The sequence below is a fragment of the Pirellulales bacterium genome (genome assembly GCA_036499395.1).
GTDB lineage: Bacteria > Planctomycetota > Planctomycetia > Pirellulales > JACPPG01 > JACPPG01.
In genome coordinates this window covers 34220-59523 of the sequence record DASYDW010000031.1, presented here as the reverse complement: position 1 = coordinate 59523, position 25304 = coordinate 34220, and the positions used below count along the sequence as shown (strand labels likewise).

Genomic DNA, 25304 nt, shown 5'->3' with positions numbered 1-25304 from the left:
TTTCAGCCTTGGGGAATAGCTGGGCAATTGCGCATCATCAGACTGCGATGCGCTATTCCCGTACATGCCCAAGGGTGGTGTACCATGCAAACGCTCCTTCGCAACGCATTCTTTCTGTTGCTGATCACCGTGTCGGTCGCAACCGCCGCCGATCCATGGATCGGCCAAGCGGTCTTCTACAAAGAGGGTGCCAAGGCACACGTCGGCGATCAGGAACGCGACGTCGACCTCACCAATGACCTCGTTTCATTTCCCGCGATAGTTGAAGCGGTCGATGGAGAGTTGCTGTGGCTTGGTCGTGCCTGGATGTACACGAGCGACGTTCGGACTGTTGACCAGGCACTCGACTACTATTCAGACTTGATACGGCGCAGCCCGAGCTCGTTAGCTTATTTATGGCGTGGAAGTGCCTGGCTTGCTAAGGGCGAACTCGACAAGGCCATCAGGGATTGCACGCTCGACGGAGAGTCGTGGTCGGCGCATAACACTCTCGGGCTGATTTGGCAAAAGAAGCGGGAATTCGACAAAGCCATTGAATGCTACACCACAGCGATTCGAATCAATCCAAAGCACTTCATGGCGTACGGCAATCGCGGTGGTGCCAGGGCGGAAAAGGGGCAACAAGACCTCGCAATCAAGGACTTCAACACGGCCATCGAGCTCGATCCGTGGTATCCGAAGGGATACTACAATCGCGGCTATACATTCAAGCAACGAGGCGATTTCGACAAGGCTATCGAAGACTTCTCGCAAGCGATCAAGCTTGATCCAAAGTACGAGGACGCATTGATTAGTCGGGGAACTGCGTGGCATGCCAAAGGCGATCTGAATAAGGCCATTGAAGATTATTCTAAAGCGATCGCACTTCACCCAACGTCTGCAATGGGGTACTACAATCGAGGACTCAGTTGGTGCGATAAAGGTAATCTCGATGATGCAATTAAGGACTTTACCGAAGCAATTTCTATCGAATCAAGCTTTGCGATAGCGTATGTTGGGCGAGGAAGTGCCTTGCGCGAGAAGGGCGACTTCGACGGTGGCATGAAGGACTTTATGGACGCGATAAGACTCGATCCAAAGTCGCCGGAAGGATACACGCACATCGCCCGATTGCAATCGACCTGCTCCGATCCGCTATTCCTTAATGGCGACGAGGCCGTTTCCATGGCCACTAAGGCGTGTGATCTCACGTCGTGGAAAGCCTGGGGCAAGCTCGACACGCTTGCCGCTGCTTACGCTGAATGCAGCGATTTCGAGAACGCTGTCAAATGGCAGCAAGCAGCGATCGATTTGGCAAAGCAGGAATCAGCCAAACGGGGCGGTCGTAAACGGCTAGAACTCTACGAGAATAGAAAGCCCTGCCGGGAAGGGGTTAGCAAGTAGCGAATTGTGACAAGGCGCAATCCCAACGCTCCACGTAACAGACGCGATTCTGAGGCCTAGGTGATCGCCTCCCATTCGCTTAGGGGAGCGAATCGGCGAATTCTGATCGGTGAGTGCCACGAAACTCTTTACTCTACCGCTCCATGATCGCGCAGGAATTTGTCGGCGCGGTAGTACCAGTTACCGATTACGCCGTGCCCGTCGTTGTCGCGTGCGGTGATGTCACTGCCGGCGGCGAGTAGCAGCTTGACGCAGTCGAGTGAGATTTGCGCGGCATGATGCAGTGGGGTCTTGCCTTCGTGATCGCGCGCGTTGGGGTCAGCCGAGTGCTCCAGCAGCAACTTCACGATTCGCGGATACCCGTGATTGGCCGCTGCAGCAAGTAATGTCAAGCCACGCTCGTTGCGGGTTTCAATGGATCCTCCTTTGGCAAGGAACTCGTGAACTGTATGGCTGTTATTTCGCTCGATGGTCTGGAAGATCGGGATCGTCTCCGTGAGCGAATCAAACTCTTCGAGGTCGGGTTCCAAGACTCTCAGAAAATCGTGAAATGTATCAGCTACCCAAAACATGCTTTGCCGATCCTCAGATATCCAGAAGGCAGTGCTGTCCCAGTACCACACGCCTGCAAAATCTCGAGGGCTGTCGAACTTTAGCGTCAGAAGATCCTGGCCCGGCCCGTCGGCAATCGCGAGATGCCCTTCAGGTAACCGATCCCGAAACAGCTTCGAGTGAGCACCGAGTCCGTTTGCGCCATCGCCCGGCTCGCCGGAGAACCCCGTAATCATGGCGCCGTCGATAAAGTTCGCAGAGGCCAAGTCAAATCGGACGTCTGGACGAAAGTAGCCGCCGTTGAATGCCAGTAGAAAGTCGATATAGTCGGCCGGCAGGTGGACGCCCAGCACGAGTTCGAGCTCCTCAATTGCTTCCCGATCCAGCGGCGGATCCTCTGAGCCTTGTAATAACGCAAGAATGGGAAAGGCTTGGACAAACTGCTCGCGACGATCAGATTCCATACCGACGAACCGTAGGCTGCTGCTTTTGTGAAGCCCGCTCCAAATCCGCTTTCAATTCCGCCTTCGCCTGCGCGGCTGATTTTATTCCCGCGCTGCCAGGTCGGGCATTCCACTCGACGCGCCGGAACAACTATCGACGATTTGCTTGATCGGTGGGCAGGACTCCCAGACCATCGAGCGGAACATCGACGACGGCGAGTTCTTCGACGCGCAACTTGCGAAACTGCGCGGCCTTCACTCGTTCATAGATTTCGGCGGTTACGATGAAACCGTTGTAATCGCTCTCGAAGATCTGGGCGCCGGCCGGTGGTGCCGGATAGAGGTACCGCTTGCCAGTGCCGAAGTAGAGGACACGACCGCATGCTGGGCACAGCCGAAAAGAAGCATCGCGGTCGCCTCGAACGATGATTTGTCGTCGGCCGCGGGCAGTTACCCAATCGGATAGTTCATTCTCCCGCTCCCCAAACACTCGCCCCAAGTAAAGATCTCGTGAGATGTTATCTGCCCCAAACAGCTGTAGAAGATCTCTGTGAATCAGTGGAACGGAGCAGCTATATACGAAATTGAGGGGTTTGTTGGGCGGCACTCGTTCTTGTAACCACACATTTACGGCCTTCACATGGGCTTGGGGCGTCAAGCAACTGCCGCACATCCAGGACTTTGCTTCCGCTTTGGCTTCGCGCATCAACGAACAAGGCGACATGGTTCCAGAGTGTATGTGGTAGAAGGGTGTCGACATGATCATGGGAAGAAGGCGGCGTTCTCGTCCGTTAGATTCTTTAAAACCGCTTTCGTGATGCTGGTCTTATGCCGCTTGTCGATGCGTTGCGACGTACGTATTACCGCGTCAAACGCCCTTCCCTGGGACCCCGGCGTACTTGCGAATAACGCCTTCCATTTCGCGGCGCTGCCTCTCACTGAGCCAATCGGAAGTTTAAAGCCTGAAGCACGCAACTCGTGGCGCAGTTCCGCGTGGAATTCATCATGGACAGCCTTGGGGATGGTTGACAATAGTTGTTTCAAGTCACCTCCCAGAAATCTCGGCAGCGGATGATGCTTGTGGAATGTCCCGCCAATGAACTTGGTTACAATGGCCGCAGCTTCGTCGGCGGATTTAGCTTCACGTAGGTGCGCATTCAATAATCGACGCTGGTCGACCGGCATCTTCTCGATGAATTTGATCGCCTTGACCGGAATCGCGGCGATCAGCTTGTCGCCGGCGCGAATGGCAATCGTGCCGGTCGATTCAACACCGGCCTTGAGGATCCTCCCCAGAGGAAGCGAAAACGCCATGCCGAGCGCGGCGCCGAGGTAATTCCCCTGTCGAATGTCCCACGTCGCCACAACAGCGCCACCTCCAGGCGCGAGCCCGGCTAGCGCTGTGTAGTAGCCTTCGACTAGGGCTTTTACGTCCTTAAGTCCCTGCCGAAAGCGCTGCTGGCGGAGGCTTTCCAGGATTTTTGGATTGCCTTGTGCCCATTGCGAGACCATACGATAGACGTCGGAATGGTCGGCCAGTTGTTCGAGGATGTATTGCGCAACTTGTAAGTCGTCCCAGTCATCGGGAACATGAAAGTGCGCAATCAGATGTCCGTGTTCATTCGCCGTGGCATCGGATATATCCGTGGCCTCGGGGCCAGCCTCGCCACTGCGAACGACGGTCGAAGCCGTTCTTTCACCGCTCGAATTGCGAGCGAGCGTGACATGCTTTTTTATGAACGGTATGACGTCGGGTTGAACAGTGCTCAAAATGCCAAGGACAGTGTCGCCGTGCCAGTTCTTTCCACTAGCTTGCTCAATCTTGGTTTGCGACCGATCGTCCTTGACGTTGAACATGCCATTGCCATGCCTCGCCGCCGCTCCGCCTGTTCCGCCACCCTTCGACGCGAACCAACCGGGATTCGGCGCAGTTCCCGTGCGTGGATGGTCCCCTTCGTTCCATTCCGCGATTGGCATCCCAAACGCATCGCATCGAGATTGGCCCTGTCGACGCGCGGCTTCAGCTTCGAGTCGATTCAGTCGCTCGAGCTGCGCTCTGTGTTCCGTGGAGAACCTGGCCAGAAATTCCAGCGTTTCTCGCTCGCTGGGCTTGCGCTCGAGGAACCACGCTGTCGGCCGATCGTCGGTTCGGCCTAGTAGAATCTGGGCGAAGCGTTCTCCCTCGCTTAGTAGCGATCGGCCGTCGCCGTTTTTGTGATCCGCGCGCAACCACTTCGGCGTTTCTTGAGGCATGCTTCTTGTCCTCGCTGTTGAATTTGGGGCGCCGCGACAGCCGCAACCCAGGCGCGCGGCCAACAAAAAAAGCCCGCTACTCGCGAGCGCCCTTCAAGCGCTCTCAAGTAGCGGGCTCTTTGGATACCGGGCCCCGGTTCTGGGCCAAGCTCCTCTAGATACCGCAATCACATCGTGATGTGACCGCGCGCAGCTTCTTCATCGCCGCGCGACGGTCGATCATAGAAAATCGACGATGCGTTGTCAGCGCGCAGAATTGGCCGGCCATGAAGACCATTGGCGCCGAGTACGCAACCCTCGCTCGCGCGTCGGGCTGGTGTTGCAAATCCCTCTCCCCCCGTGGGGGAGAGGTTAGGTGAGTGGGTGCCAGTGCGAGTTGATGATCATTGTGCAATTCGCCCTCGCCCGGCCCTCTCCCAAAGGGAGAGGGGTTATTGCACTAGGGATCGCACCTTGCACTATGGCTGCGAGTTGCAAGCTCTGCGATTACTTGCCCGCGGCCGCGACTACGCGTTCGAAGCAGTCGCGGTTGCCTGCCATGTAGTGGCCGCATTGGTCGAGCAGGGCTTGAGGATCGGCAGCCCCTTGGCGCTTGGCGAGTTTGGCCAGGTCGAGCGGTTCTTGAGGCAGCGTGTTGCGGGCGCGCGAATTCATCAGCCGCAATCCCCCTTCGACGCTGCGAAGATAGCGGTAACTGGCCGAAAGGAAATCGGCGTCTTTCGCGGCTAGCACTCCCGCCGCACGTAGCGCAGCCAACGCATCGAGCGTGTTGGCGACGCGCAGGCTGGGATGTCGGCGGCCGTGGGCCAGTTGCAGGAGCTGGACCGAGAACTCGATGTCAACGATGCCCCCTTTGCCGCGCTTCAAGTTCCAAGGGGGTGCCCCTTCTTCCAATCGCAGCCGCATCGCGTGAATGTCGCGCGCGAATTGCGGTTGCCACGGCTGATCGTAAGCGGCGTGCAGCACCAGATCCGAGGCCTGCACAGCAGCGTCGCCGGTGCCGAAGACCGGCCGCGCCTTGGTCAGCGCTTGCCGCTCCCAGAGCTGTCCTTCCCCTTCGGCGAAGTAGCGCGAGAACTCGGCGAAGCTGGTCGCCAGCGCACCCGAGCGCCCGGTGGGCCGCAGCCGGGGATCGACTTCGTACAGCCGGCCGTAGGGGCTCAACCGATTGGCGATCTTGATAATCCGCTGACCAAGCTCGCTGAAGAAATGCTGATTATTCGTGGTTTCGGCCTGGCGGCGGCGCGCGTGCGCTGTCGCGCCATCGGCTTCGTAGAGGAAGACCACGTCCAAGTCGCTGTGGAAGTTCAGCTCGCGTCCGCCGAGCTTGCCCATGCCCAGGATCGTCCAAGCGCACGGCTCGCCGGCCCGCGCGCCTTCGCCGACCGTGGGCGTGCCGAGCTTGGCGGTCAGTTTCTCATATTCCACGAGCGCGATGCGCTCCAGGCAGACTTCGGCAATGTTCGTCAGCGCCAGCAGCGTCGATTGAATATCTTCCTTGGCCAGGATGTTGCGCACGCCGACGTAGAGTTGCTGCGTGTTTTTGAAGCTGTGCAGGATCGGGTCGAGATCCTCGGCCCCGCGGCTCAGGTCGGCCAACATCGTGCCCAGGTCGTCGCGCGAGGGGAACTTGTTCAGCACCAGGCTGTCCATCAGTTCGTCGATCATGCCCGGGTTGCTGATCAACATGCCGGACAGCAATTCGCTGAACGAGCAGATCTCGACGTACAGGGTCATCGACGGCGGATTGAAGCTGAACAGCTCCCACAGCACCCCTTTGCCGCCCAACGAGTCGCTGACCTTTTCCAAGTTCGTCAGCGTCGAATCGGGGTCGGGCGTGGCGGCGATCGCCTTCAACAATCGCGGCGCAATCGACGCCAGGAAATGCCGGCAGCGGCGTGTCGACAAAAAACGAATCTTCTCGGTCGAGAGCGCTTGCAGATTCCGATACGCCAATTGCACATCGCGGAACGGATAACGCCCCAGCACGCTTTCGATCTGCTCTTCAGGAGGATCGGGATCAAGGACCAGGTCCACCTCGGGCTCGGTCTCGGCATCATCGCCGAAGGCATCGTGCAGCAGGTGATCGAGAATCTTGCGATTCAGCGCCGTCTTGGTGCGATAGTCGTTTTCGAAAGCGGCCAGAGCGGTTTTGCCCTTTTGATCCGTGTAGCCCATACGAATCGCCAGCCGCCGCAGCTCGCGCGTGTCGGTTGGCATACTGTGCGTTTGCAGATCGAACATGATCTGCAGCCGATGCTCGATCTTGCGCAGGAAGTTGTAGTTCTCTTCCAACAATGAACGTTCCTGATGCGTCAGGCAGCCCGAGGTTTCGAGCTGCGCGATCGCTTTCAACGTGTTGCCGGTGCGCAGTTGCGGCATATCGGCGCCGTTGAGCAGTTGCAGGAATTGGATGACGAACTCGATGTCGCGGATGCCCCCCTGACCGGTCTTCACGTCCGCGGCGTCTTTGCCGTGCGACAGCGTGCGATGCTCGATGCGCCGCTTCAGCGCCTTGATGCCCGTGATATCGGCCAGGGCCAGGTAGCGGCGATAGATCCACGGTTCGAGGTAGCGGAGGAATTCTTCACCGAGGTCGAGGTCGCCGGCCACGGCCCGTGCCTTGACGTACGCCTGCCGCTCCCAGGTGCGCCCCAGCACGTCGTAATAGTGCGTTGCTTGCTCGATACTTTGCACGAGCGGACCGCGCTCACCCAATGGACGCAGCCGCAGATCCACGCGATAGGGGGAACCCAACTCCGTGGTTTCGGTCAACAATCGCACGACGTCGCGCACCAGGCGATCGAAGAATTCGACGTTATCTTGCGCGCGGGAGCCGTCGGTCTTACCGTCGACGTCGTATAGGAAAATCAGATCGATGTCGCTCGAATAATTCAGCTCGACGCCGCCCAGCTTGCCCATCGCCAGCGCCACGAAACGCGCGGGGCGGCCGTCAGGCCCGCGTGGCTGGCCGCGCTTTTCGATCAACCGGCGGCGCGCGAAGCGGACCGCGCTTTCCACGATCGCATCCGCCAGGTAAGAGATCTGCGCCGTCACCGTGGCCAGCGGCTGATTGCGGATAATGTCGCCGTAGGAGATCCGCAACGTCTCGCGCCGTTTATAACGCCGCAGCGCCGTCATCACGGCGTGATCGTCGTCCAGGGCCGCGACCTCGGCGGCCAGCTCTTCGACCAGCACCTCACGCGCGACGGGCTGCCCCTCGGTGATCCGCAACAGGTCGAAGCTGCCGGGATCGAGCACCAGCAGGTCGCTCAGATACTGGCTCGTGGCCATGATCTGCAATAGGTCAGGCAAGGCTTCGCGGTCGCGTTCGAAGAGCGAGCCGGTGGCAAGTGGATTGCGCGACGCCTGGACGAAACGGTCCAGGTTATTGAGCGCCATATCCGGATTGCTCGACCGTGGCATATACTCAGCCAACTGAGCGCAGATATCGGCCAACAAGTCGAGCGTGATGCCAGCCGTGGCCATGCTGACCAGGTTGGCGTGGGCCCGCTCGAAGTTCTCCAGGCCCCACGACCGCAGCCAGCTCTCGGCCTCAGCGGGGTTGTCGAGGAAATGATGCAGTCGGCCGATTTCCATGATTTTCGAACGCGCCTGGGTAGCCGCCTGCGGGGTGGGGCGCTTACAAGCTGTAGACTTCGGGGCCGGCGTGGGTGGTGACGACGCTGCCGAACAAAGTCCACGCGTTGGCGTCGTAAATCACGACGGGAATGAATTGTCCGACGAGGCGCTCATTCCCGTCGAACACTACGATTCGATCACAGTTGGTACGGCCGGTCAACTGAAGCATGCCGCTGTCGGCGCGGTTCAATTTGCTCGGTCCTTCGACCAAGACTTGTACCTGGCGGCCCAGAAACGCCTGGTTGTCCTGCTCACTGATTTCGGCCTGAATGGCAAGCAACTCGTTGTTGCGGCGGCGCTTGACGTCGTCCGGAATATCGTCGGCGTACAGTTCCGCCCCTTTCGTTCCAGGGCGCGCACTGTATTTGAAAATGAAGCTGTTCTTGAAGCGCCCTTCGCGCAACAGCTCGGCGGACAGCTCATAATCAGCTTCCGTCTCACCGCAAAAGCCGACGATGAAGTCGCTAGTCACGGCCGAGTCGGGAATCATCTCGCGAATCCGCGCCAGCATCTCGCGATATTCGCCCACCGTGTAGCCGCGTTTCATCCGCCGTAGCACTTCGTCCGATCCGCTTTGTACCGGGACGTGCAAATAGTGCGAACACTTGGGTAGGTCGCGCACGGCGGTCAGCAGGTCGTCGGTCATATCCTTAGGATAATTGGTGACGAACTTGATGCGATCCAGCCCCGGAATTTCCTGCAATCGCACCAACAGGTCGGATAACCGCGAGGTACGGCCACCGTCGGTATGCCGATAACTATTGACGGTTTGCCCTAGCAGCGTGATCTCGCGGCAGCCTTCTTCGGCCAAACGGCGGGCTTCGAATTCGATCTGCGCCGCGGGGCGACTTTGCTCCGGCCCACGAACTTTCGGCACGATGCAATAGGTGCAGAACTTGTCGCAGCCGATCATAATCCGCACGAACGCCTGGTACGGCGAGGGGCGCATCTGTTCGTCGCGCAGCGGATCATAGCTTTCAAAGCTGCGCTCGACTTCCGAGCGGCTGCCGGCCGTACGATCCAGGCTGACTTCCATGCGAGGGCCGCTGCCGGCCGCGATTTCCGAAATCAATGTCGGAATCTGGTGCAGTTGCCCCGGCCCCACCACCAGGTCGACGTAGGGGGCCCGGTCGAAGATCAGCTTTTGATCCTTTTGCGCCATGCAGCCCAGCACGCCGATGATCTTGTGCGGGTCCTTGGTCTTGGCGTGCTTCAGCCGGCCCAGGGCGCTGTAGATCTTGTCCTCGGCATGCTGCCGGACGCTGCAGGTGTTGAACAGAATCGTATCCGCCTCGCCCGCGGTCGGAACCAACTCGTACCCGTCTTTGCGCAGGCTGGCCACGACAAGCTCGCTATCGAGCATGTTCATCTGGCAGCCGACGGTTTCGATGTAGAGTTTGGGCATGAGGGCCGGTTGTATCGAAGCTTCAAAATAAGCGAGATTCTTACCTAGTAGACCGAAGCGCCAGCATGGGTCGCGCTTCCCTCGCTGGCGATTCGGGCTGGTGTGAGGTGCCGAACCGCGGGCAGCCAATTTGGGAACCCAAATAGTAACGCGCCGGCGGTACGCCGGGCGAGGGGGGGAACCGGCGGAATATTGCTCTTCGGCTCGGGTGCGGACGCTTTCGCCGAGACTGTTTACGGTTTGGTCAACGAATTGAAGGCCGTCTTGGCAATATTACCGATCGACCGGCCACCCATCCGTCCGGCGAGCCGATCGAAATGAGCTCCAATCCACATCGCCAGCGTCACCAATCCTACGACGTACAACCCAACTCGTGACAAGCCGCGGGCCGCGGCCAGGATCAACCTGATGAAGTCGCCGACAGATCCTCCCGAAGGTACGGCGTTCGGAGCGGTGGCCACGACAAACGTCGCGCCGATAATTGCCGCGACCAGCGAAATGACGATCGATAGCAGCCACGCCAAGATTCCCGTCACGACCGCCGCGGCCATCCATAGGCCGATGGTGACCGCCATGCTTCGCGCGGCATTGGAAACCTGCAGCGATACCGCTACGCCAAGCGCCGCCATGAAGGCGCCTCCTGCCCCTAGGAGTGCCAGGTCATTGAGATATGTCGAGACCGGCAATCCGCCGGCCAACATGGCCGCGGTCCAGGCCAGACATATGGCAACGAGCAACCAACGCATCGCGTGCAAGGCGCCGCAAATCTTCGCCAGAACAATCTCGTACCCATCGAGCGGCGTCGTGAGAACGGCGTCCCACGTAGAACGCTGTCGCTCGACACCGATCGTCGCGGCGGCCCGCAAACCGATCGTCCATTGCGCCAGCCACAGTACGAAAGTGGCCGAACCACCGATCGCCGTAGCGGCGTAATAATCGACCGAGGCCAGCGACGTCCCTCGCCCGAAGTCCCAAACGAACTTCAGCACAATCAGCGCGGCGCCGGTCAGCAGCAATCCGGCCAAAAGGCGGTTCAGCCATTTGCCGAATGATCCAAGATTGTTGTAGCTTTCGAACTGCAATTCTTTCCACAGCATGGGCCATCGGTCGATCTCAGTCACCTTGCGCCGGCGCTGTCCGCGGTCTGTTGATTCGTCGCCGGACTGTCGCCGATACGCGGGCCGCAGTTGCCAGATTGCCACGAGTGCGCCTGTGACAGCCAGTCCCAGCCAAATCGTTACGGTCCCGAGTGCGGGGCGAACATCAGCGCCAGCCACCAGCAAATAGATGGCCGCCAGCGGATTAAGTGTTTCCAACCATACGAGCCAGCCACTTCCTCCGGCAAGGAACGAAACGGCCAGCATAATTGCTTCGATCCCGTAGACGGCAATCAATGCATCACGTCCGCGTTTGGTCAGGACCGAGACGGCAATTGTCAGGCCCCCCGCGCCGAGCGCCACGCCGGCAGGCAGGCCGATTAGCAACAACAGCTCGATCAAGGTGACCCGTCGCGACGCGGCCAGCACGACAATCGATGGTGTGGCCGCGATCGTTAACAAGGCAACCTGTGAAAGGCATCCGACCAGCCGGCCCAGAATGATTTCGCGCGCCGTGAGTCGGCTCGTGAGCAGTAGTGCGAGCGTGCCGCGATCTTTCTCGCCAGCGATCGAGCCCGCGACCAGCGCCGGGGCAATCAATAGCGCCAAGACAATTTGCGTTGCCTCGGCGGTGATCAATCCATGCGCCAGAAGTCGCCCCGGCAAAAAAGTGTTATCGATCTGGGACAGGAACATCCACAACCAGAACACGACCAGCGCGATTCCCGCTGCCGGAATGCCCGCTGCCATCCGCACCCAAATTAACCACGCAGGCTGCGCCGCGCGACGGCATTCCAAGACCGCTAGCGGGCCGAACAGTGGTTCGAGCACGTTCACTGCAGCTCGGCCCCGAAGCCGACGGGCACTTCGCCGCACGCAGACTTAACGCGGGGACGCGTTAGCACCCAAAGCACAATGGCCGGATATATGGCGCCGAAGAGAATCATCAACACGGCCCCCGAGCTCATGGCAATGCCGTAAAACGTTGCCATGGTCTGGGCCATATTCGGTATCGGAGCACCGCCAGCCGGTGGCGCCGCTTTTTGCTGCATCTGCTCCGTCATTTGCCCCAGCATCTCGCCCATCTTTTGCGAGAAAACAGGAATCACGAAGACGATCGCGAATCCATACACTGCCACGAGCCTGATGATCTTGAACACGGCTACCCAAACGCCTAAACGGCGCGCCCAGGCTTTCGATGCCAGCAAGCCGATCCCCGAGGCGAGCATGAAAACGTTCCCGAAGAGTCCGGTCGTCATATCGGCGATCAAGTAGCCTATCAGCTTGGGGTCGCGATAGGCCGCCATCATGTCGGCGATCGGCACCTCCGCTGGCGTTTTCTGCTCCAGGGCCTCGCGCTCGGCCACGAGGCGCGCTTTTTCTTCGGCAGTGGCCGCCGCGTTTTCTTGGTCCTTCAGTTCATCGATCTTTTTCTGATGTTCCTTTTCAATCTGCGCTTGGATCGTCTCCTGCATTTGCTTTTGGTAACCCTCAGTCATCGGTGCCATGGCCACCTGCATCAGCAAACTGGCGCCACTACAAAGCCCACACAACAGCATGACGCTCGCAAAGAGTATGTTGAGCGTGCCGATGAGTCTGTGAGCCGTGGTGGCAGGCACCGGCGGCGGATAATCACGCGTAACTGGATCGGTACTCATAAGAATTGCCCTTGTGAATCGGAAACATGGCCGCGTCCGGGGCCGTCACCGCGACGACATTCTCGCACGCGCCAGTTCAATGAGCAACTTCTTGTTAAGTTTGCGCAGCGGCAGCCGTAAGTTCATTGCGCCGTGCATCGCGAGCAACGATCATGCGTTGCATCTACTCGGCGCTGATGCGAACTTCGACCGAACCCGCGTTGTCGTTCAGTTCGGCGGGCGAGTCGTTGATGCGCAAATAGAGAGTGCCCGTGATCGCTGGCTCGATCGTGGCGTCTTCGCCAATCGCGATCGGCTTGAGCAGGCTGCTTTGTGAACTTGGGTCAAACGGCTCGGGATGCACGGCCGCGAGCATCATCCCCAGCGGCTTTCCTTCCCAATAGCGGATCGTCACGCCTGCCGGGCCGCTCGGCCAGGGTTGCGGATCAGAGGCCACTTGGAATCGGCCGGTGGCGCGCAATCGATAGCCCTTGCCGGCTTCGAGCGTTAGACCTGTCGATTGCCAGCCGCGATCAGCAGCGACTTTCACTTTCGTGCCCGTTGCGGCGAGTAGCTTGCCCGGGCGAAAGTCGATCGCCTCGCGCGTAAGATCGTAACCATATTCCAGATGCTCGACGAAAAGCTGCCATTCTTCGGCCAGTTGCGGCCAGTCTGTGGCGAATTCACGGCGGAGCCGTTCGTTGAAGTCCTTTGCGTCAGGATGAACGGCCAATTTTCGGAAGTGCTCTTGGTAGCGTGGATGACCGTCAAGGAACGCCGCCGCCGCCCAGCACCAACCGTACGGTTCGACCTGCTCGTGAGCGCGCGCGTCATAGGTTAGGACGTCATCGATCTTCAAACGCCGCCCCTGCTTCAGTGCGTCATGCACCAATCGAACGCGCCCCCAGCCAGGCACATCATCGGCGTCGCCAGGAAATCGGTTCAAGGCGACCTTGTCTTCATCGAGCGCGTGCGTCGCCAAAAGCTCGGCGATGCCCTCCATGAACCAGGGAGGGCCGCACGAGCCGAGCGTGGCATTCATGAAAGCGTGCGTGCCTTCATGCAGCAGTAGATGCCGTTGGTAATAGCCGTCTTTCTGCTCGTAAATCCACACTCGATTTCCTCGAAAGTACGCGTGGTCGAAGGCTGGTAGGTCCGCGGGGACAAGTCCCGCGGCGGCGAAACGCTTCTTGTCGCGCATCAGACACGCTGTCGCGCGCCACGGGGGAGTGCGCGCCTCGGGCAGGCCAAAATAGGAGCACCACTGGGAATAGGCCTGGTCGAAGGCGTCGACGAGTCGATCCGCGCCCGAGCTGGCGGGCAGATCGGTATAGAGAGTCAGATACTTGCCGGACAGCTCGCGGATACCGGCCGTTTTTAACAGGGCCTTCCCGGGTTCGCGGACCGGCACGGTCGATGCTGTTGCCGTGTTGTCGCGCGCTTCCGATGCCGGATTCTCGCCCGCAACGGCAGGCGTAGTCGAAAATAGCCAGACGGCCAAGAACATGATCTTCGAGGCGGAGTTCGGCATAGCGGTGGCGAGGGGACGACAAGGATGGGGAGCCAATCCTAGCACTCCTCTATTGTACTTTGCCTGCGTACCAACCAAGGAATGGGGATTTTTAGACATTTAAGGCAATCCGGCGGTGCGCTGGCAGCGTACAAGTCATTTCACGCGTGGCGTCCTGATCGGGGCGACGCGGTTCCTGACAGCAGGCATGCGAAATACATCGCTGTTTTACCTTAGGCCAATAAGTCGTTCCCTTTTGGTGTCACGTTCAAATTCTGTTCTCGCCAACTACTCGCCGGGCTGGTCGCGAGATAAACTGAAGATACGAGGGCCTTGGGGGAGGACCGTACGGCAGGGAGTGCATTGACGGATGGATACAGCGCTGCGCGCGTTTGTACCCTTGGCTTTCGTTTTGCTGGGGGGCTGCAGTTCGCGGGTCCCTCTGCCCGAGGTGATTGCCTACACCTCGCTCGATGCCGAATTCGTCGAGCCGATCTATCAGGATTTCAAGCGCACCAGCGGCATCAAGGTCGTACCTGTCTATGACACGGACACGACCCGCTCGGTCGGCCTTGCCAGGCAGATCATCAAGGAAGCATCCGACCCGCGGTGCGATATTTTTTGGAATAGCGAAATCGTGCAGACACTGCGGCTGGACGCGCTCGGGCTGCTCGAAGAATATCCGCTTCCCAGCGACGAAGACCTGCCCGAGATGTATCGTGCGCCGCGCGGCACCTGGCACGCACTGGCAGCGCGTGCGCGGGTGCTGATCGTGAATACCGAATTGACCAAGGACGATCAACTGCCGCGATCGATCCGTGATCTGGTCGACCCGCGCTGGAGCCGTAGGGCGGGCATGGCCAGGCCGCTTGCCGGTACGACGGCCACGCACGCGTCTTGCCTATTCGCCGCATGGGGAAGCGCCGCGGCCGAGCAGTTCTTCCTCGAAATCAAGGACAATCATGTCCAGATCATGGGAAGCAATAAGCAAGTGGCCGTGGCCGTCGGGGCTGGGCAGTTGGCCTTTGGCCTCACGGATTCGGACGACGCTATTGCGGAAGTCGATCGTGCCATGCCGGTCGCGATCGTCTATCCCGATCAAGGTGACGGGCATCTCGGGACGCTATTCATTCCCACGACCGTCAGCATCGTCAAGGGATCGCATCACCCGCGCACGGCGCAGCGCCTCGTGAGCTTTATTCTGTCTCCGGCGGTCGAGACGCAATTAGCGCAGTCCTTCAGCGCGCAGGAACCATTGCGACCGAACGTCGATGCCGAGTCACGACTAAAAATCCCCATGGGGACGCGGCGCATGGACGTCGATTTTCAGAAGGCGGCCGAACTGTGGGAGTCGAGCCAGAAATTCCTGCATGACGAGTTCAACGGTCAATAGCCGTGGCGCGTGCAGGTAGTCGAAGGACGTGCAATCGGTTGCGCCCCTATCGTTGTGGCTTGGCATGCTTATCCGCTTGCTGCGGAAAAGCATGGCACCGATGTGGAGAAGTGATGCGTCGAGAAGCAGCCGTTGATCGGGCGACTCTTACAGCGCCCGGCGGAAGCGGCGTGGGGCGCGGCCGCCACGACCCATTAGCGGGGGCGTGGGCTTGGCGGGTTCGGCCGCCGGATCAGCCCCTTCTTCGCCCGCTGCTTGATCGATTGCGGGGGCGACAGGCTTCGCGATCGCCTCGAAACCTTCGAACTCGTCGCGCGTCAGCAGTCGTTCGATGCGCATCTCGATGCGGGTCAGCTCAGGCCCTTCCTCGGGAGTGACGAAGGTGTAGGCCACCCCCTCGCGTCCCATGCGCCCGGTCCGCCCGACGCGGTGGACATAGTCATCGCAAAAGGCAGGAATATCGTAATTGACGATGTGCGAAATGTTGCTGACGTCGATGCCGCGGCCGACAACGTCGGTCGCGACCAGGTGGCGGACCTTGCCTTCGCGAAAGCGGGCCATCACCCGATCGCGCCCTTTTTGCGGCAGGTCGCCGTGAATGCAGTCGACCCCTTCCATGCGCTTGGCCAGGCTGCGTGTCACCTTATCGACGCCGCGCTTGGTGCGGCAAAAGATGATCGATTGTCGTGGATCTTCGCGCTTCAATAGCCGTACCACCAGCTCCATCTTGCGATCTGGTGCCACGGTGAAATAGTACTGGTCGATCGTTTCGACCGACACGTCGCGCGGCGAGAAGTTCAACGACTCGGGGTCGTGCATGTAGCGCCGCGCGAGCCGTTCGACGGGCGGCGGTACCGTGGCGCTTAAGAGCAGCGTTTGCCGCGACGTCGGACAACGACGCAAGATTTTCTCGATGTCCGGGCGAAAGCCGATATCAAGCATCCGGTCCGCCTCGTCCAACACGACGACGGCCAGACTTTCGAGATGCAGCGTCCCACGGCCGATGTGATCCAGCACGCGCCCCGGAGTGCCGACGACGATATCGACGCCGCGCTTCAGCTTTTCCATCTGCTCGCGAATCGGCTTGCCGCCATAGACTGCGACGACGTGCGTCTTGCGGCCATGCGACAGCTTGACGCATTCTTCGCGCACTTGGACAGCCAGCTCGCGCGTCGGCACCAGGATCAAAGCTTGCGGGCCGCGATGGTCAGGATGCGGATTCAACCGTTCAATGATGGGAATCGCGAACGAGGCCGTTTTGCCGGTTCCCGTGCGCGCCTGACCCAGCACGTCGACACCCGCCAAGGCGCGCGGGATCAAACCGGCTTGAATCTCGGTAGGCTCGATATATCCGGCGTGCTCCAGAGCCGACATCATCGGCTCGGACAGCGAGAGGTTCTGGAATCCGGAAGCGGATTCCACCGGAGGGTGGGACAAGAGATCTTCCTGTGAGGTTGATTCGATTAGCGCCGAGATCAACTTCTCACGGCGCGATTTCATTTTTTGGCAATACGTTTGGATGTAACTATAGCCGGCAAGGGGGGTTGGGTCAACAACCAGCCGTTCGAGCCGGGCTCCAAATCCGTAGCTCCTACCGGCCGCGATTCCTGACAATGACTTAGCTGAAACCAAGACACTATAAAAATAGGCCGGAGCGTCTGCGCGGCTTCCGCCCAGACGCTACCGGCCTTTCTCGTTGTTCCCTCGCGCTTGAAGCGCCCCGGACCGAGCTTACTTGCTGGTCTTCTTGGCGACCTTCGCCGTCTTCTTGGCGGTCTTCTTCGGCGAACGCGTGGCCTTCGGGGTCTTGACGATCTTCTTCTTCGTCATTTTGGCTGCCATATCCTTGGCTCCTTCAAAATAGGGCACCCGTTTCAGAAACGCGAAATCATCCCTCGGGTGCCCGCAGAGGGAAGTCGCAGATTTTCATGTCGAACGTGCGGCACCGAGGACGATTCCGCACGATGTCTTTTGCCCGTGGCATCTCGATCGAGATCGATCAAACGCCCCATGCCGGTGCTCAAACCCCCCGACCGGCGTGGGCATTGAAGCAGCTTTTCGCACTTCACGTCAAGGCGAGTTCGCCAGAATCGCGCCGCGGGCCAACAATTGCGCGCTGGCTTTACCGATCAACGACAACAGAATCGTCCCGTTTCCGTCACGCAAAGTGCCTGTCACGAATGTGTCACCGCTGCCCTCTTGCGCCGGCCACCTGCGCGCGGCCACCGACTCTGCGCTGCTTGGAAGTGAACCCGCCAAACACTATGATTGTCGGACCCGGAAGGGGTCTTTCTCGCGCGCTGATTGATGAATCTCGCCCCTGGCGTGCGTCCCACGAATAACTGCGTCGCGGCGAGCGCAGGCGCCCACAGGAAACTTGTCATGGCTTTGACCATTTCACGAATCGTCGACGCGCTGGAGCCATCGGCCACGATCGCCATGGCGGCCAAAGCGCGCGAGCTGAAGTCGACCGGCAAGACGGTCTACGACTTCACCCTGGGGGAACCGGACTTCACCACGCCCGAGCACATTTGTGCCGCCGCCGTGGCCGCCATGAAGGCCGGCCACACGCACTACACCGCCGCCGGCGGCATCGCCGAACTCAAGGCCGCCGTCGCCAAAAGTTATAAGGAGCGGCATGGGCTGGAATACGCGCCCGATCAGGTCGTGATCTCCTGCGGCGCGAAGCACTCGCTGCACAATGCCTTCACCACGCTTTTGAATCCTGGCGACGAGGTCATCATTCCCGCGCCGTACTGGGTCAGCTATGCCGAGCAGGTGAAGCTGACGGGCGGCGTGCCGGTGATCGTGGAAACCACCGAAGCCAGCGATTTCAAACTGGCGCCGGCGCAGTTGCAACGCGCCATCACACCGCGGACGAAGCTTCTGCTGCTGTGCTCGCCATCGAATCCGACGGGCAGCATGTACACGCCCGAAGAGCTTGGGACGCTGGCCGATATCGTTGTCCAAAAGGATCTGGGTGTCATTTCGGACGAGATCTACGAGCACCTGGTTTACGGCGGCAACCGCTTCGCCAGCTTTGCCACGGTACGTCCCGGCCTGGCCGAGCGGACGGTGCTCGTGAACGGCGTGAGCAAGTCGTACGCCATGACCGGTTGGCGCATTGGCTGGACGCTGTCGCCGAAGAAGCTGGCCAAAGCGATGGACAATCTGCAAAGCCAGGAAACGTCGAATCCATCCAGCGTAAGTCAGTATGCGGCGCTCGCTGCGCTATCCGGCCCACAGCAATGCGTGAGCGAGATGCTGGAACAGTTCGCCAAGCGACGCGAATTCGTCAAGCAGCGCATCACGCAATTGCCGCAGATCACGGGCACGCGGATGAGCGGCGCGTTCTATGCCTTCATCAATGTGAAAGCGCACCTGGGGCGTAAGTACAACGGGGTGCAGGTCGATAACTCGGCGCAGTGGTGCCTGGAACTGTTGTCGCAGCAGAACGTGGCCAGCGTGATGGGCTCGGCCTTCGGGGCCGAGGGCTATGCCCGGCTGTCATTTGCCACAAGCGTGGAGAATCTGGAAATCGGCTTCGATCGCATCGCAGCGTTTCTGCAGAGCCCGCAGTAGACGCTCACTACGATGAACCATTGCTGGCGCTGCGGGCTGGTGATGCTTTATTCGCCGTACGTTGTCGAAGTAATCACTGCCAGCCCGGCTTGTTCGTGCCCGAGGCGTCTTGCCACTGGGGTAGCCAGGCGAGGGCCGTCAGGCGGACCGCGATGTCGACCTTTTTGGGCCGCAGCGAGACAACTTCGAACGTCTCGGTGAGCGGGTCGAGCTTAGTTTGCGCCGCAGCGGTCTCGGCCTGCACTTCCTGTTCGAGCTGCGCTTGCTGGGCCTGCAATGATTCGACCGATTCCTCGGCTTCGGTCACGTCGGCCGATTGCTTCATTGATCTTCCCACGCCGCGCGCGGCAGTCTGCGCCTTGCGTACTGTCGTGGCGCTCAATCGCTTCCGGCCGAGCACCATATCGAGCAACGTGGCGCCGAACGAGATCACGGTCTGCCACCCTTCGGCGCGAGCCTCGCTCTTTTCGCGAGAGACTTTTTGCTCGGCTTTGCGAATGCGATCTTCAAGCTGCGCCTGCTTGGGTGCGTATTTCTCCCGTAGCTTGGCGAGTAACGCGTCGCGCTGTTCGCGGGCTGCCTGCTGTAGGCGAATGCGAAAATCTCGCTCCGACTCTTCAGGCTTCGAGACCTCGTCGAGCGCGGCACTTTTCATCAGGTCGAGTTTGGCCAGCCGATAGACCGCGTCGGCGAACGCCTTTTGCCACCCTGTCACGGCTTTGGCGTTCGATCCCTCGGCCGGCAGCGACGCGAACAAGGATTGTCCGGCCGGTTGCTTTTCCAGATCGTCGTCGGTGAGTTGCGCCGGCGCGGCGGTCGTCCAATCGATGGCGCCGGTCGTGGCGTGAAAATTGGCCAGCCAGCAAATGGGACGCTGCGCGTCGATGGCCAACTTCTTGTCGGTGTAATGCACTGTCGCCAGACCCAAGACCGCTGGCTGATAGACCAGCTTCGCTCCGGCGGGCGATGTACCGCGCAGCGGAACAAAGAATTGCGGAATCTGCGGCGGCACCAGTGGCGGCTGCAATGAGAGGTCGCCTACATCGGTAGCGCTGCTCGTTGAAGTGGCCGTGGAAGCAGAATTCACACTCGCACTGCTGGACGAGCCAGCAGCGGCACCCGATGCCGCATGGACGTTATTCGAGCCACCAGCCGATGCCGCCGGCTGCTGTTCGTCGCAAAGCCTTTTGATCTGATCACGGGCCAGCGGACCGCACAGATAAGACATGGCCCAGCGCGCTTGAAACACGACCGGCGCATCTTCGTGTACGTTGTTCATCAGGAAAATGCGATTCTTCAAGCCGGAAAGCATCTGCATGATCGCCTGCTTGTCAAACTGCGCGCCGGCGCTGGCCGCGGCCCCTTGCAGCCCTTCGATCACCCGGGCTTTGTCGCGCTCGGTTTGCAGTCGGCCTAGGAACCAGGTGCCGGCGTTGGCCAGACCTTTGTAGTCGAGGTCGACGGGGTTTTGTGTCGCCAACACGATTCCCAGTCCGAACGCGCGAGCCTGCTTGAGCAACGTCAACAGGGGCAGCTTGGTCGGCGGGTTGGCGACCGGCGGGAAGTAGCCGAAGATTTCGTCCATGAACAGCATCGCCCGCAGGCTGGTGGCGCCGGATTGCGTGCGCATCCAGGAGAGCATTTCGTTCAGCAACAGCGCGACGAAGAACATCCGCTGCGAATCATCGAGGTGCGCGATCGAAAAGATCGAGACCCTTGGCTTGCCAGTCGACGAGTGCAGGAGGGCCCCCACATCCAGCGGCTCTCCTTCGAGCCAAGCGGCAAAGCCGGGAGCCGAAAGCAGGTTGTTCAACTTCATCGCCAGGGCGAATCGTTCCTTGGCCGGGAAAAACGATTCCAGATCGACGACGCCGATCTTCGTCACCGGCGGTTTTTGCGTTTGTTCGATTAGTGCCGACAGGTCAAGATTTCGCCCAGCGCGCCAGGCCGTTTCCAGAATCGTGGCCAGCAAGATGTGCTCGCGGCCGGTTAGTGGATCGACCGTCAAACCGACGAGCGTCAGTAGGCCGGTTACCGTGGCATTCACGCGCTCGCGAAGCAGATCGGCGTCATCGCGAATCGATTGTGCCGGCGCGGCAAAGGCCTGCAACACCGAGACGCGCCGCCCGGCACTCGAACCGGGAGTGTAGATGGCGAAATCCGCGGCCGCGCGCAGCCGCGCGATGCGATCGCCGTCCTGCCCCCATTCGGCAAGCCCCTTTTTCCACAGCTCAGCCTGCTGCTTGGCGAATTCCTCGGTCGAGACGTTTTGCCGTCGCGCATCGTCCTCGTGAACCCAGGGCTGAAAATCTTCGGGACGAAGTTGTGGGAATGTCAGCAGCAGATTCGTCAGGTCCCCCTTGGGATCGATGACGATGGCCGGAATGCCGTCGATGGCCGCCTCTTCCAGCAGCGTCAGGCACAGACCAGTCTTACCGCTGCCGGTCATGCCGACGCACACGGCATGGGTCAGCAGGTCCTTCGAGTCGTACAACAACAGCTTGTCGCGCGGCTGACCGCGATCGAGGTCATACTCGCGCCCCAAATAGAAGACGCCAAGCTTTTCGAACGAATCAGGTTTAATGTCCATCGCGCATCCTGCGTGCCATACGGAACCGCGGGTTTGGTCGACTTAACGAAATGCAGAGAAGAAGTGATGATCCGCAGATTTCGCAGATGACACAGATTTTAACAAAACGGGTGTCGGTCGTGGCTTCTCATCTGTGAAATCTGCGGACTGTCTGCTGGTGAGTTTACGATTCCGCAGGCGCTGAACCACCGACGGCGCTGACTGTCGGCCATCGTTTTGCCCAGGGACGGGCTTGTTCTAGCTGCGATGCCAATCGCAGCAGCGTTGCTTCGTCACCGTGGCGCGCCATGAAGTGGCTGCCGATCGGCAGACCGGCGTCGTTCCAATAAAGCGGTACCGACATGGCCGGCTGCCCCGTTGCATTCGCCAGCGGCGTGAACGGGCAGTACCCTTGCAGCCAGGCGATGATTTCTTCGGCCGATTGCGACTGGTCCAGTTCGCCCAGCTTGACAGGCGGCCGCGCGAGAACAGGCGTCAGCAGCAGGTCGTATTTCGTCATGAACTGCAGCATCGAGTTGTTCGCCGATTGCAGCGGTCCACTCCAGGCCACGCTGACGTCCGACGGCGTGTTGTTACTATCGATCTCGACCAGCTTCATCGTCCATGGTTCGAAACTGTCGGGCGGAATCTTATTGCCCAGGAATTTCTTGACACTCTTCAATACCCGGCCCGCCACGGCCGCCCATAAAACCAGGAACGCGTCGGCGAACGCCTTTTCGTCGAACTTCGGCGCCGCCTCGTCGACGTTATGCCCGAGGTCGGCCAGGAGCTTGGCTGTGGATTCGATGGCCGCAGCACAGTCGGGATGAACTTTCCTGCCGGCAAAGTCAGTCAGCCGGAAGGCGATCCGCAATTTGCCCGGAGGCGCGCCGACCTCTTGCGCAAACGGCCGAGTTGGCGCGGGAGCGAGCCAGCGCTCTCCCGGCGTTGGACCGCGCGTGGCATCCAATAGCGCAGCGCTGTCGCGCACCGAGCGGCTGACGCAATGCACCACGGATAGGCCATCTTCATGCACGCCGGGCGCCTCGGGATTGCGGCCGCGATTGGTTTTCAACCCGAACAGTCCACAGCAACTCGCCGGGATGCGGATCGATCCACCGCCATCGCTCGCCGAGGCCAGCGGCACCAACCCCGCCGCCACGGCGGCGGCCGAGCCCCCGCTCGACCCGCCCGACGAACGCGTCACATCCCAAGGATTCTTCGTTGCACCGTAGGCGCGCGGCTCGGTCGTGGGGACCAGGCCAAACTCGGGCGTGCTCGACTTGCCGATCACAATCAAGCCCGACTGCTCCATACGGCGCACGACTTCGGATGTGGTTGGCGAGATATTGCCTTTGAAGAATTTCGAACCATAACTCAGGCGGACCCCTTTGAGCGGTTCGAGATCCTTTACTAGAAACGGCACGCCGGCAAAGGGCCCATCCCCCAAGGGCTCGGCCGCTCGCTGGCGCGCCTGCTCGAACGCCGTCGTCACGACGCTATTCAACTGCGGATCGAGCTTCTCAACGCGCGCGATCGCGGCGTTCACCAGTTCGAGCGGCGTGACCTGCTTATTGCGTACCAGTTCGGCTTGTGCCAACGCATCGAGCGCGGCGAATTCGTCGAGCGTCGCTGCGGAGTTGGTTGCCGTGCGAGCGCTCGCCATTCCTGGCACGCCCGAAGCGGCCAGCGCCGCGGCCGTGGTTCCCAGGAACTCTCGACGCGTCGACTTATACATGTCATGCCTCGTGCGCAGGGACGTTTGATGGTGCGAAGTTTCGCGGCCGTTGGGGCTTATCTTACACGCCTCGCGCGCCGATTGCGTCCCAGCCAGCACCGGTCGCTATAGCTGATCGTATTCGGTTTCAAACAGCAGCGTGGCTTCGCGGACGTCCCCGTTTTTGAATCCCCGGCTGAACCAGCGTTTGCGCTGCTCCGACGTGCCATGCGTGAACGCGTCCGGCACGACGTAGCCCTGGGCTTGCTTCTGCAAACGATCGTCGCCGATCTGGTTGGCCGCATTCAGGGCCGATTCGACGTCGCCCGGATCGAGGTAATCGAATTTCTCCTGCGCGTGATGGGCCCACACGCCAGCCAGGAAATCAGCCTGCAGCTCCAGCCGCACCGAGGCCTGATTCTTGTCGCCGCGGCCGAAGCCGCGCTGCTGCTGTGCCATGTCGGCAAAGCCCAACAGCCGCTGCACGTAATGCCCTACTTCGTGTGCCAAGACGTAAGCTCGGGCGAATTCGCCGGGAGCGTGCAGCTTGCGCTCCATATCGCGATAGAAGGCCAGGTCGATGTAGACATTGCTGTCACCGCCGCAATAAAACGGACCGACCGCGGCGCTGGCCAGCCCGCACGCCGATTCGACGCGACCGCTGAAGAGGACCAGCGTCGGCGATTGGTAGCGGCGGCCCATCTTCGAAAATATGTCCGACCAGACCAGCTCGGTATCGTTAAACACGACTTTGCTGAAGCTGGCGAGACGTTCTTCCTCGGGATCGGCGGGACCTTCTTCGGCCGGCGCGCCAGGGGCGCCAACGTTCACGCCGGGCGCGTTGAGCAACTGTTGTGGATCAACACCGAACAAGAGGGCCAAAACGATAATCACCAGCAGACCGCCGCCCCCCATGGCCACGGCCGGCCCGCCCATCCGGCGGCGATCGTCGACGTTTTGACTTTCCTCGCGACCTTCCCAGCGCATGACGTTACCCCGTAAGAAAAATCCGGAAGTGATTGTGATCGAGCCGGTAGCAAGGGACGAACGCCCCTCGGCGGATCGCGCGCCGCAACGGAAATCTACCACGATTTCGCTTGGAGCGCGGCATCCGCACGACCCGTGGGCATATTAACCATGCGGCGCAGCGCGGACAACAATTCTGGAGATGACGAGCGGCGGGCGTAGCGAAACCCCGGCGAACAACCCGGAGAGTGCCCGCTCGAACTGGGCCTTCGTGCAATCGGCGTTTTATGCGCCGTGCTTCATCAAGCGACCGGCGCGATTCCAGCCGATGACGCCGCAAATGATGCCGGCGATCAGGGCCAAGAGCGGGAAGGCCAGGATCGCGATCTCGGCGGCGCTGCCGGCGCTGGGATCGTTCGGATACAGGAAGGTTGCCACCACGCCGATGAGAATGCCGAAGGCAATCGTTATGACGAACGAGAGGAACACGCCCATGACCATGCCCACCGCGGCACCCATCAGTTTCGAGAAGATCTGTGGCATAAGGGGACGCGCCGTTGACGTTTAAATTCTGGTAGTAGACACGAAACCTGACGTCGCTTGCCCGGCAAACCGGCACGCTCGATCGCCTGGCAAAATATAGGTTGCGGAAAGCAACCAGCCGGCCTCGATAACCGGTGATTTGTGGTACCGGTCAGCAGAAACTGTCCTCAAGGACGCGCTTCGAGACGGGCAAAGCGTTGTCGCAGGGCACCCAGCCCGGAGTGCGCACGCTCAGCGGCCGCGCGCGTCGAGACGACGAGTTCGCCATTCTCGACAAAGTAGCCAAGACCGAGCGGCGCGAGAAATCGATCCAGTGTTTCGCCGAGCGGCGCGTCGGTAACCCGATCGGTAATCGTCAAGGCCGTCGGGCGGCTATAAAACAGGATGCCGGCTGCGGCAAGCTCAGGATCATCCGCGCGCCAGGCGAAACTGTGCTTGTTCGAGAGATAGTCAATTACGTCCCAAATAGGCGTCTGCGCAAATTGAACGTTCGTGCGTTGATCGAATTTGCCGCGATGTACCAACGTCAGGCACAGCGCTGTCACGCTCATCAGCGCAAGCAACCCCGTGATACTGAATTGAAGCCAGCGGCGACGTGCGGTGTTCGACATA

The 25304-nt window shown here is 60.2% G+C and carries 17 protein-coding genes; 3 read left to right on the top strand and 14 right to left on the bottom strand.

All coding sequences use genetic code 11. From position 1 onward, the window contains the following. Window positions 1-84: 84 nt before the first annotated feature. The gene (locus tag VGN12_06330) at window positions 85-1383 is read left to right on the top strand and encodes a tetratricopeptide repeat protein (protein ID HEY4309051.1); all 1299 of its coding nucleotides are present in this window, start codon (window positions 85-87) and stop codon (window positions 1381-1383) included. A gap of 128 nt (window positions 1384-1511) precedes the next feature. Here VGN12_06330 and VGN12_06325 read toward each other — a convergent pair whose 3' ends face one another. The 8 genes from VGN12_06325 to VGN12_06290 form a co-directional block, all read right to left on the bottom strand. After that, on the bottom strand, window positions 1512-2399 hold the full coding sequence (locus VGN12_06325; protein ID HEY4309050.1) for an ankyrin repeat domain-containing protein: 888 nt from the start codon (window positions 2397-2399) through the stop codon (window positions 1512-1514). Window positions 2400-2529: 130 nt separating this feature from the next. After that, a complete protein-coding gene (locus tag VGN12_06320; protein ID HEY4309049.1) occupies window positions 2530-2877 on the bottom strand; it encodes a hypothetical protein in 348 nt (115 codons plus the stop codon). Window positions 2878-3140: 263 nt separating this feature from the next. After that, entirely contained in the window at window positions 3141-4631 is a 1491-nt protein-coding gene (locus VGN12_06315) for a hypothetical protein (GenBank protein ID HEY4309048.1), read from the bottom strand. Window positions 4632-5117: 486 nt separating this feature from the next. Next, window positions 5118-8231, bottom strand: coding sequence for a bifunctional [glutamate--ammonia ligase]-adenylyl-L-tyrosine phosphorylase/[glutamate--ammonia-ligase] adenylyltransferase (glnE, locus tag VGN12_06310; GenBank protein HEY4309047.1), 3114 nt, complete (start codon window positions 8229-8231; stop codon window positions 5118-5120). A 43-nt stretch (window positions 8232-8274) separates the two neighbouring features. Continuing rightward, window positions 8275-9678, bottom strand: coding sequence for a tRNA (N6-isopentenyl adenosine(37)-C2)-methylthiotransferase MiaB (miaB, locus tag VGN12_06305; GenBank protein HEY4309046.1), 1404 nt, complete (start codon window positions 9676-9678; stop codon window positions 8275-8277). A gap of 233 nt (window positions 9679-9911) precedes the next feature. Then, window positions 9912-11612 carry a hypothetical protein gene (locus tag VGN12_06300; protein HEY4309045.1) on the bottom strand — a complete coding sequence of 567 codons (1701 nt, stop codon included), beginning with the start codon at window positions 11610-11612 and terminating at the stop codon, window positions 9912-9914. Further along, entirely contained in the window at window positions 11609-12433 is an 825-nt protein-coding gene (locus VGN12_06295) for a hypothetical protein (GenBank protein HEY4309044.1), read from the bottom strand. Before VGN12_06295 ends, VGN12_06300 begins: the two co-directional genes overlap by 4 nt. A gap of 163 nt (window positions 12434-12596) precedes the next feature. Next, window positions 12597-14042, bottom strand: a complete 1446-nt coding sequence (locus VGN12_06290) for a hypothetical protein (GenBank protein ID HEY4309043.1) — start codon at window positions 14040-14042, stop codon at window positions 12597-12599. Window positions 14043-14292: 250 nt separating this feature from the next. Here VGN12_06290 and VGN12_06285 point away from each other — a divergent pair, with 250 nt between their 5' ends. Further along, complete coding sequence (locus VGN12_06285; protein ID HEY4309042.1) at window positions 14293-15315, top strand: extracellular solute-binding protein; 1023 nt, start codon at window positions 14293-14295, stop codon at window positions 15313-15315. A gap of 147 nt (window positions 15316-15462) precedes the next feature. On the opposite strand, the gene VGN12_06280 is transcribed toward VGN12_06285, so the two are convergent. After that, window positions 15463-16752 (bottom strand): DEAD/DEAH box helicase, encoded by a 1290-nt coding sequence (locus tag VGN12_06280; protein HEY4309041.1) that lies wholly within the window; start codon window positions 16750-16752, stop codon window positions 15463-15465. Between the two features lie 945 nt (window positions 16753-17697). On the opposite strand from VGN12_06280, the gene VGN12_06275 reads away from it, so the two are divergent. Then, window positions 17698-18897 (top strand): pyridoxal phosphate-dependent aminotransferase, encoded by a 1200-nt coding sequence (locus VGN12_06275; GenBank protein HEY4309040.1) that lies wholly within the window; start codon window positions 17698-17700, stop codon window positions 18895-18897. A gap of 73 nt (window positions 18898-18970) precedes the next feature. On the opposite strand, the gene VGN12_06270 is transcribed toward VGN12_06275, so the two are convergent. The 5 genes from VGN12_06270 to VGN12_06250 all read right to left on the bottom strand — a co-directional run bounded on the left by VGN12_06270 (window position 18971) and on the right by VGN12_06250 (window position 25303). Next, window positions 18971-21487 carry an ATP-binding protein gene (locus VGN12_06270; protein HEY4309039.1) on the bottom strand — a complete coding sequence of 839 codons (2517 nt, stop codon included), beginning with the start codon at window positions 21485-21487 and terminating at the stop codon, window positions 18971-18973. Between the two features lie 163 nt (window positions 21488-21650). Beyond that, window positions 21651-23204, bottom strand: a complete 1554-nt coding sequence (locus VGN12_06265; protein ID HEY4309038.1) for an amidase family protein — start codon at window positions 23202-23204, stop codon at window positions 21651-21653. Window positions 23205-23309: 105 nt separating this feature from the next. After that, window positions 23310-24170 (bottom strand): neutral zinc metallopeptidase, encoded by an 861-nt coding sequence (locus tag VGN12_06260; GenBank protein ID HEY4309037.1) that lies wholly within the window; start codon window positions 24168-24170, stop codon window positions 23310-23312. A gap of 264 nt (window positions 24171-24434) precedes the next feature. Beyond that, window positions 24435-24692 carry a hypothetical protein gene (locus VGN12_06255; protein HEY4309036.1) on the bottom strand — a complete coding sequence of 86 codons (258 nt, stop codon included), beginning with the start codon at window positions 24690-24692 and terminating at the stop codon, window positions 24435-24437. 167 nt (window positions 24693-24859) lie between these two features. Next, window positions 24860-25303, bottom strand: coding sequence for a hypothetical protein (locus VGN12_06250; GenBank protein ID HEY4309035.1), 444 nt, complete (start codon window positions 25301-25303; stop codon window positions 24860-24862). Window position 25304: the final 1 nt, after the last annotated feature.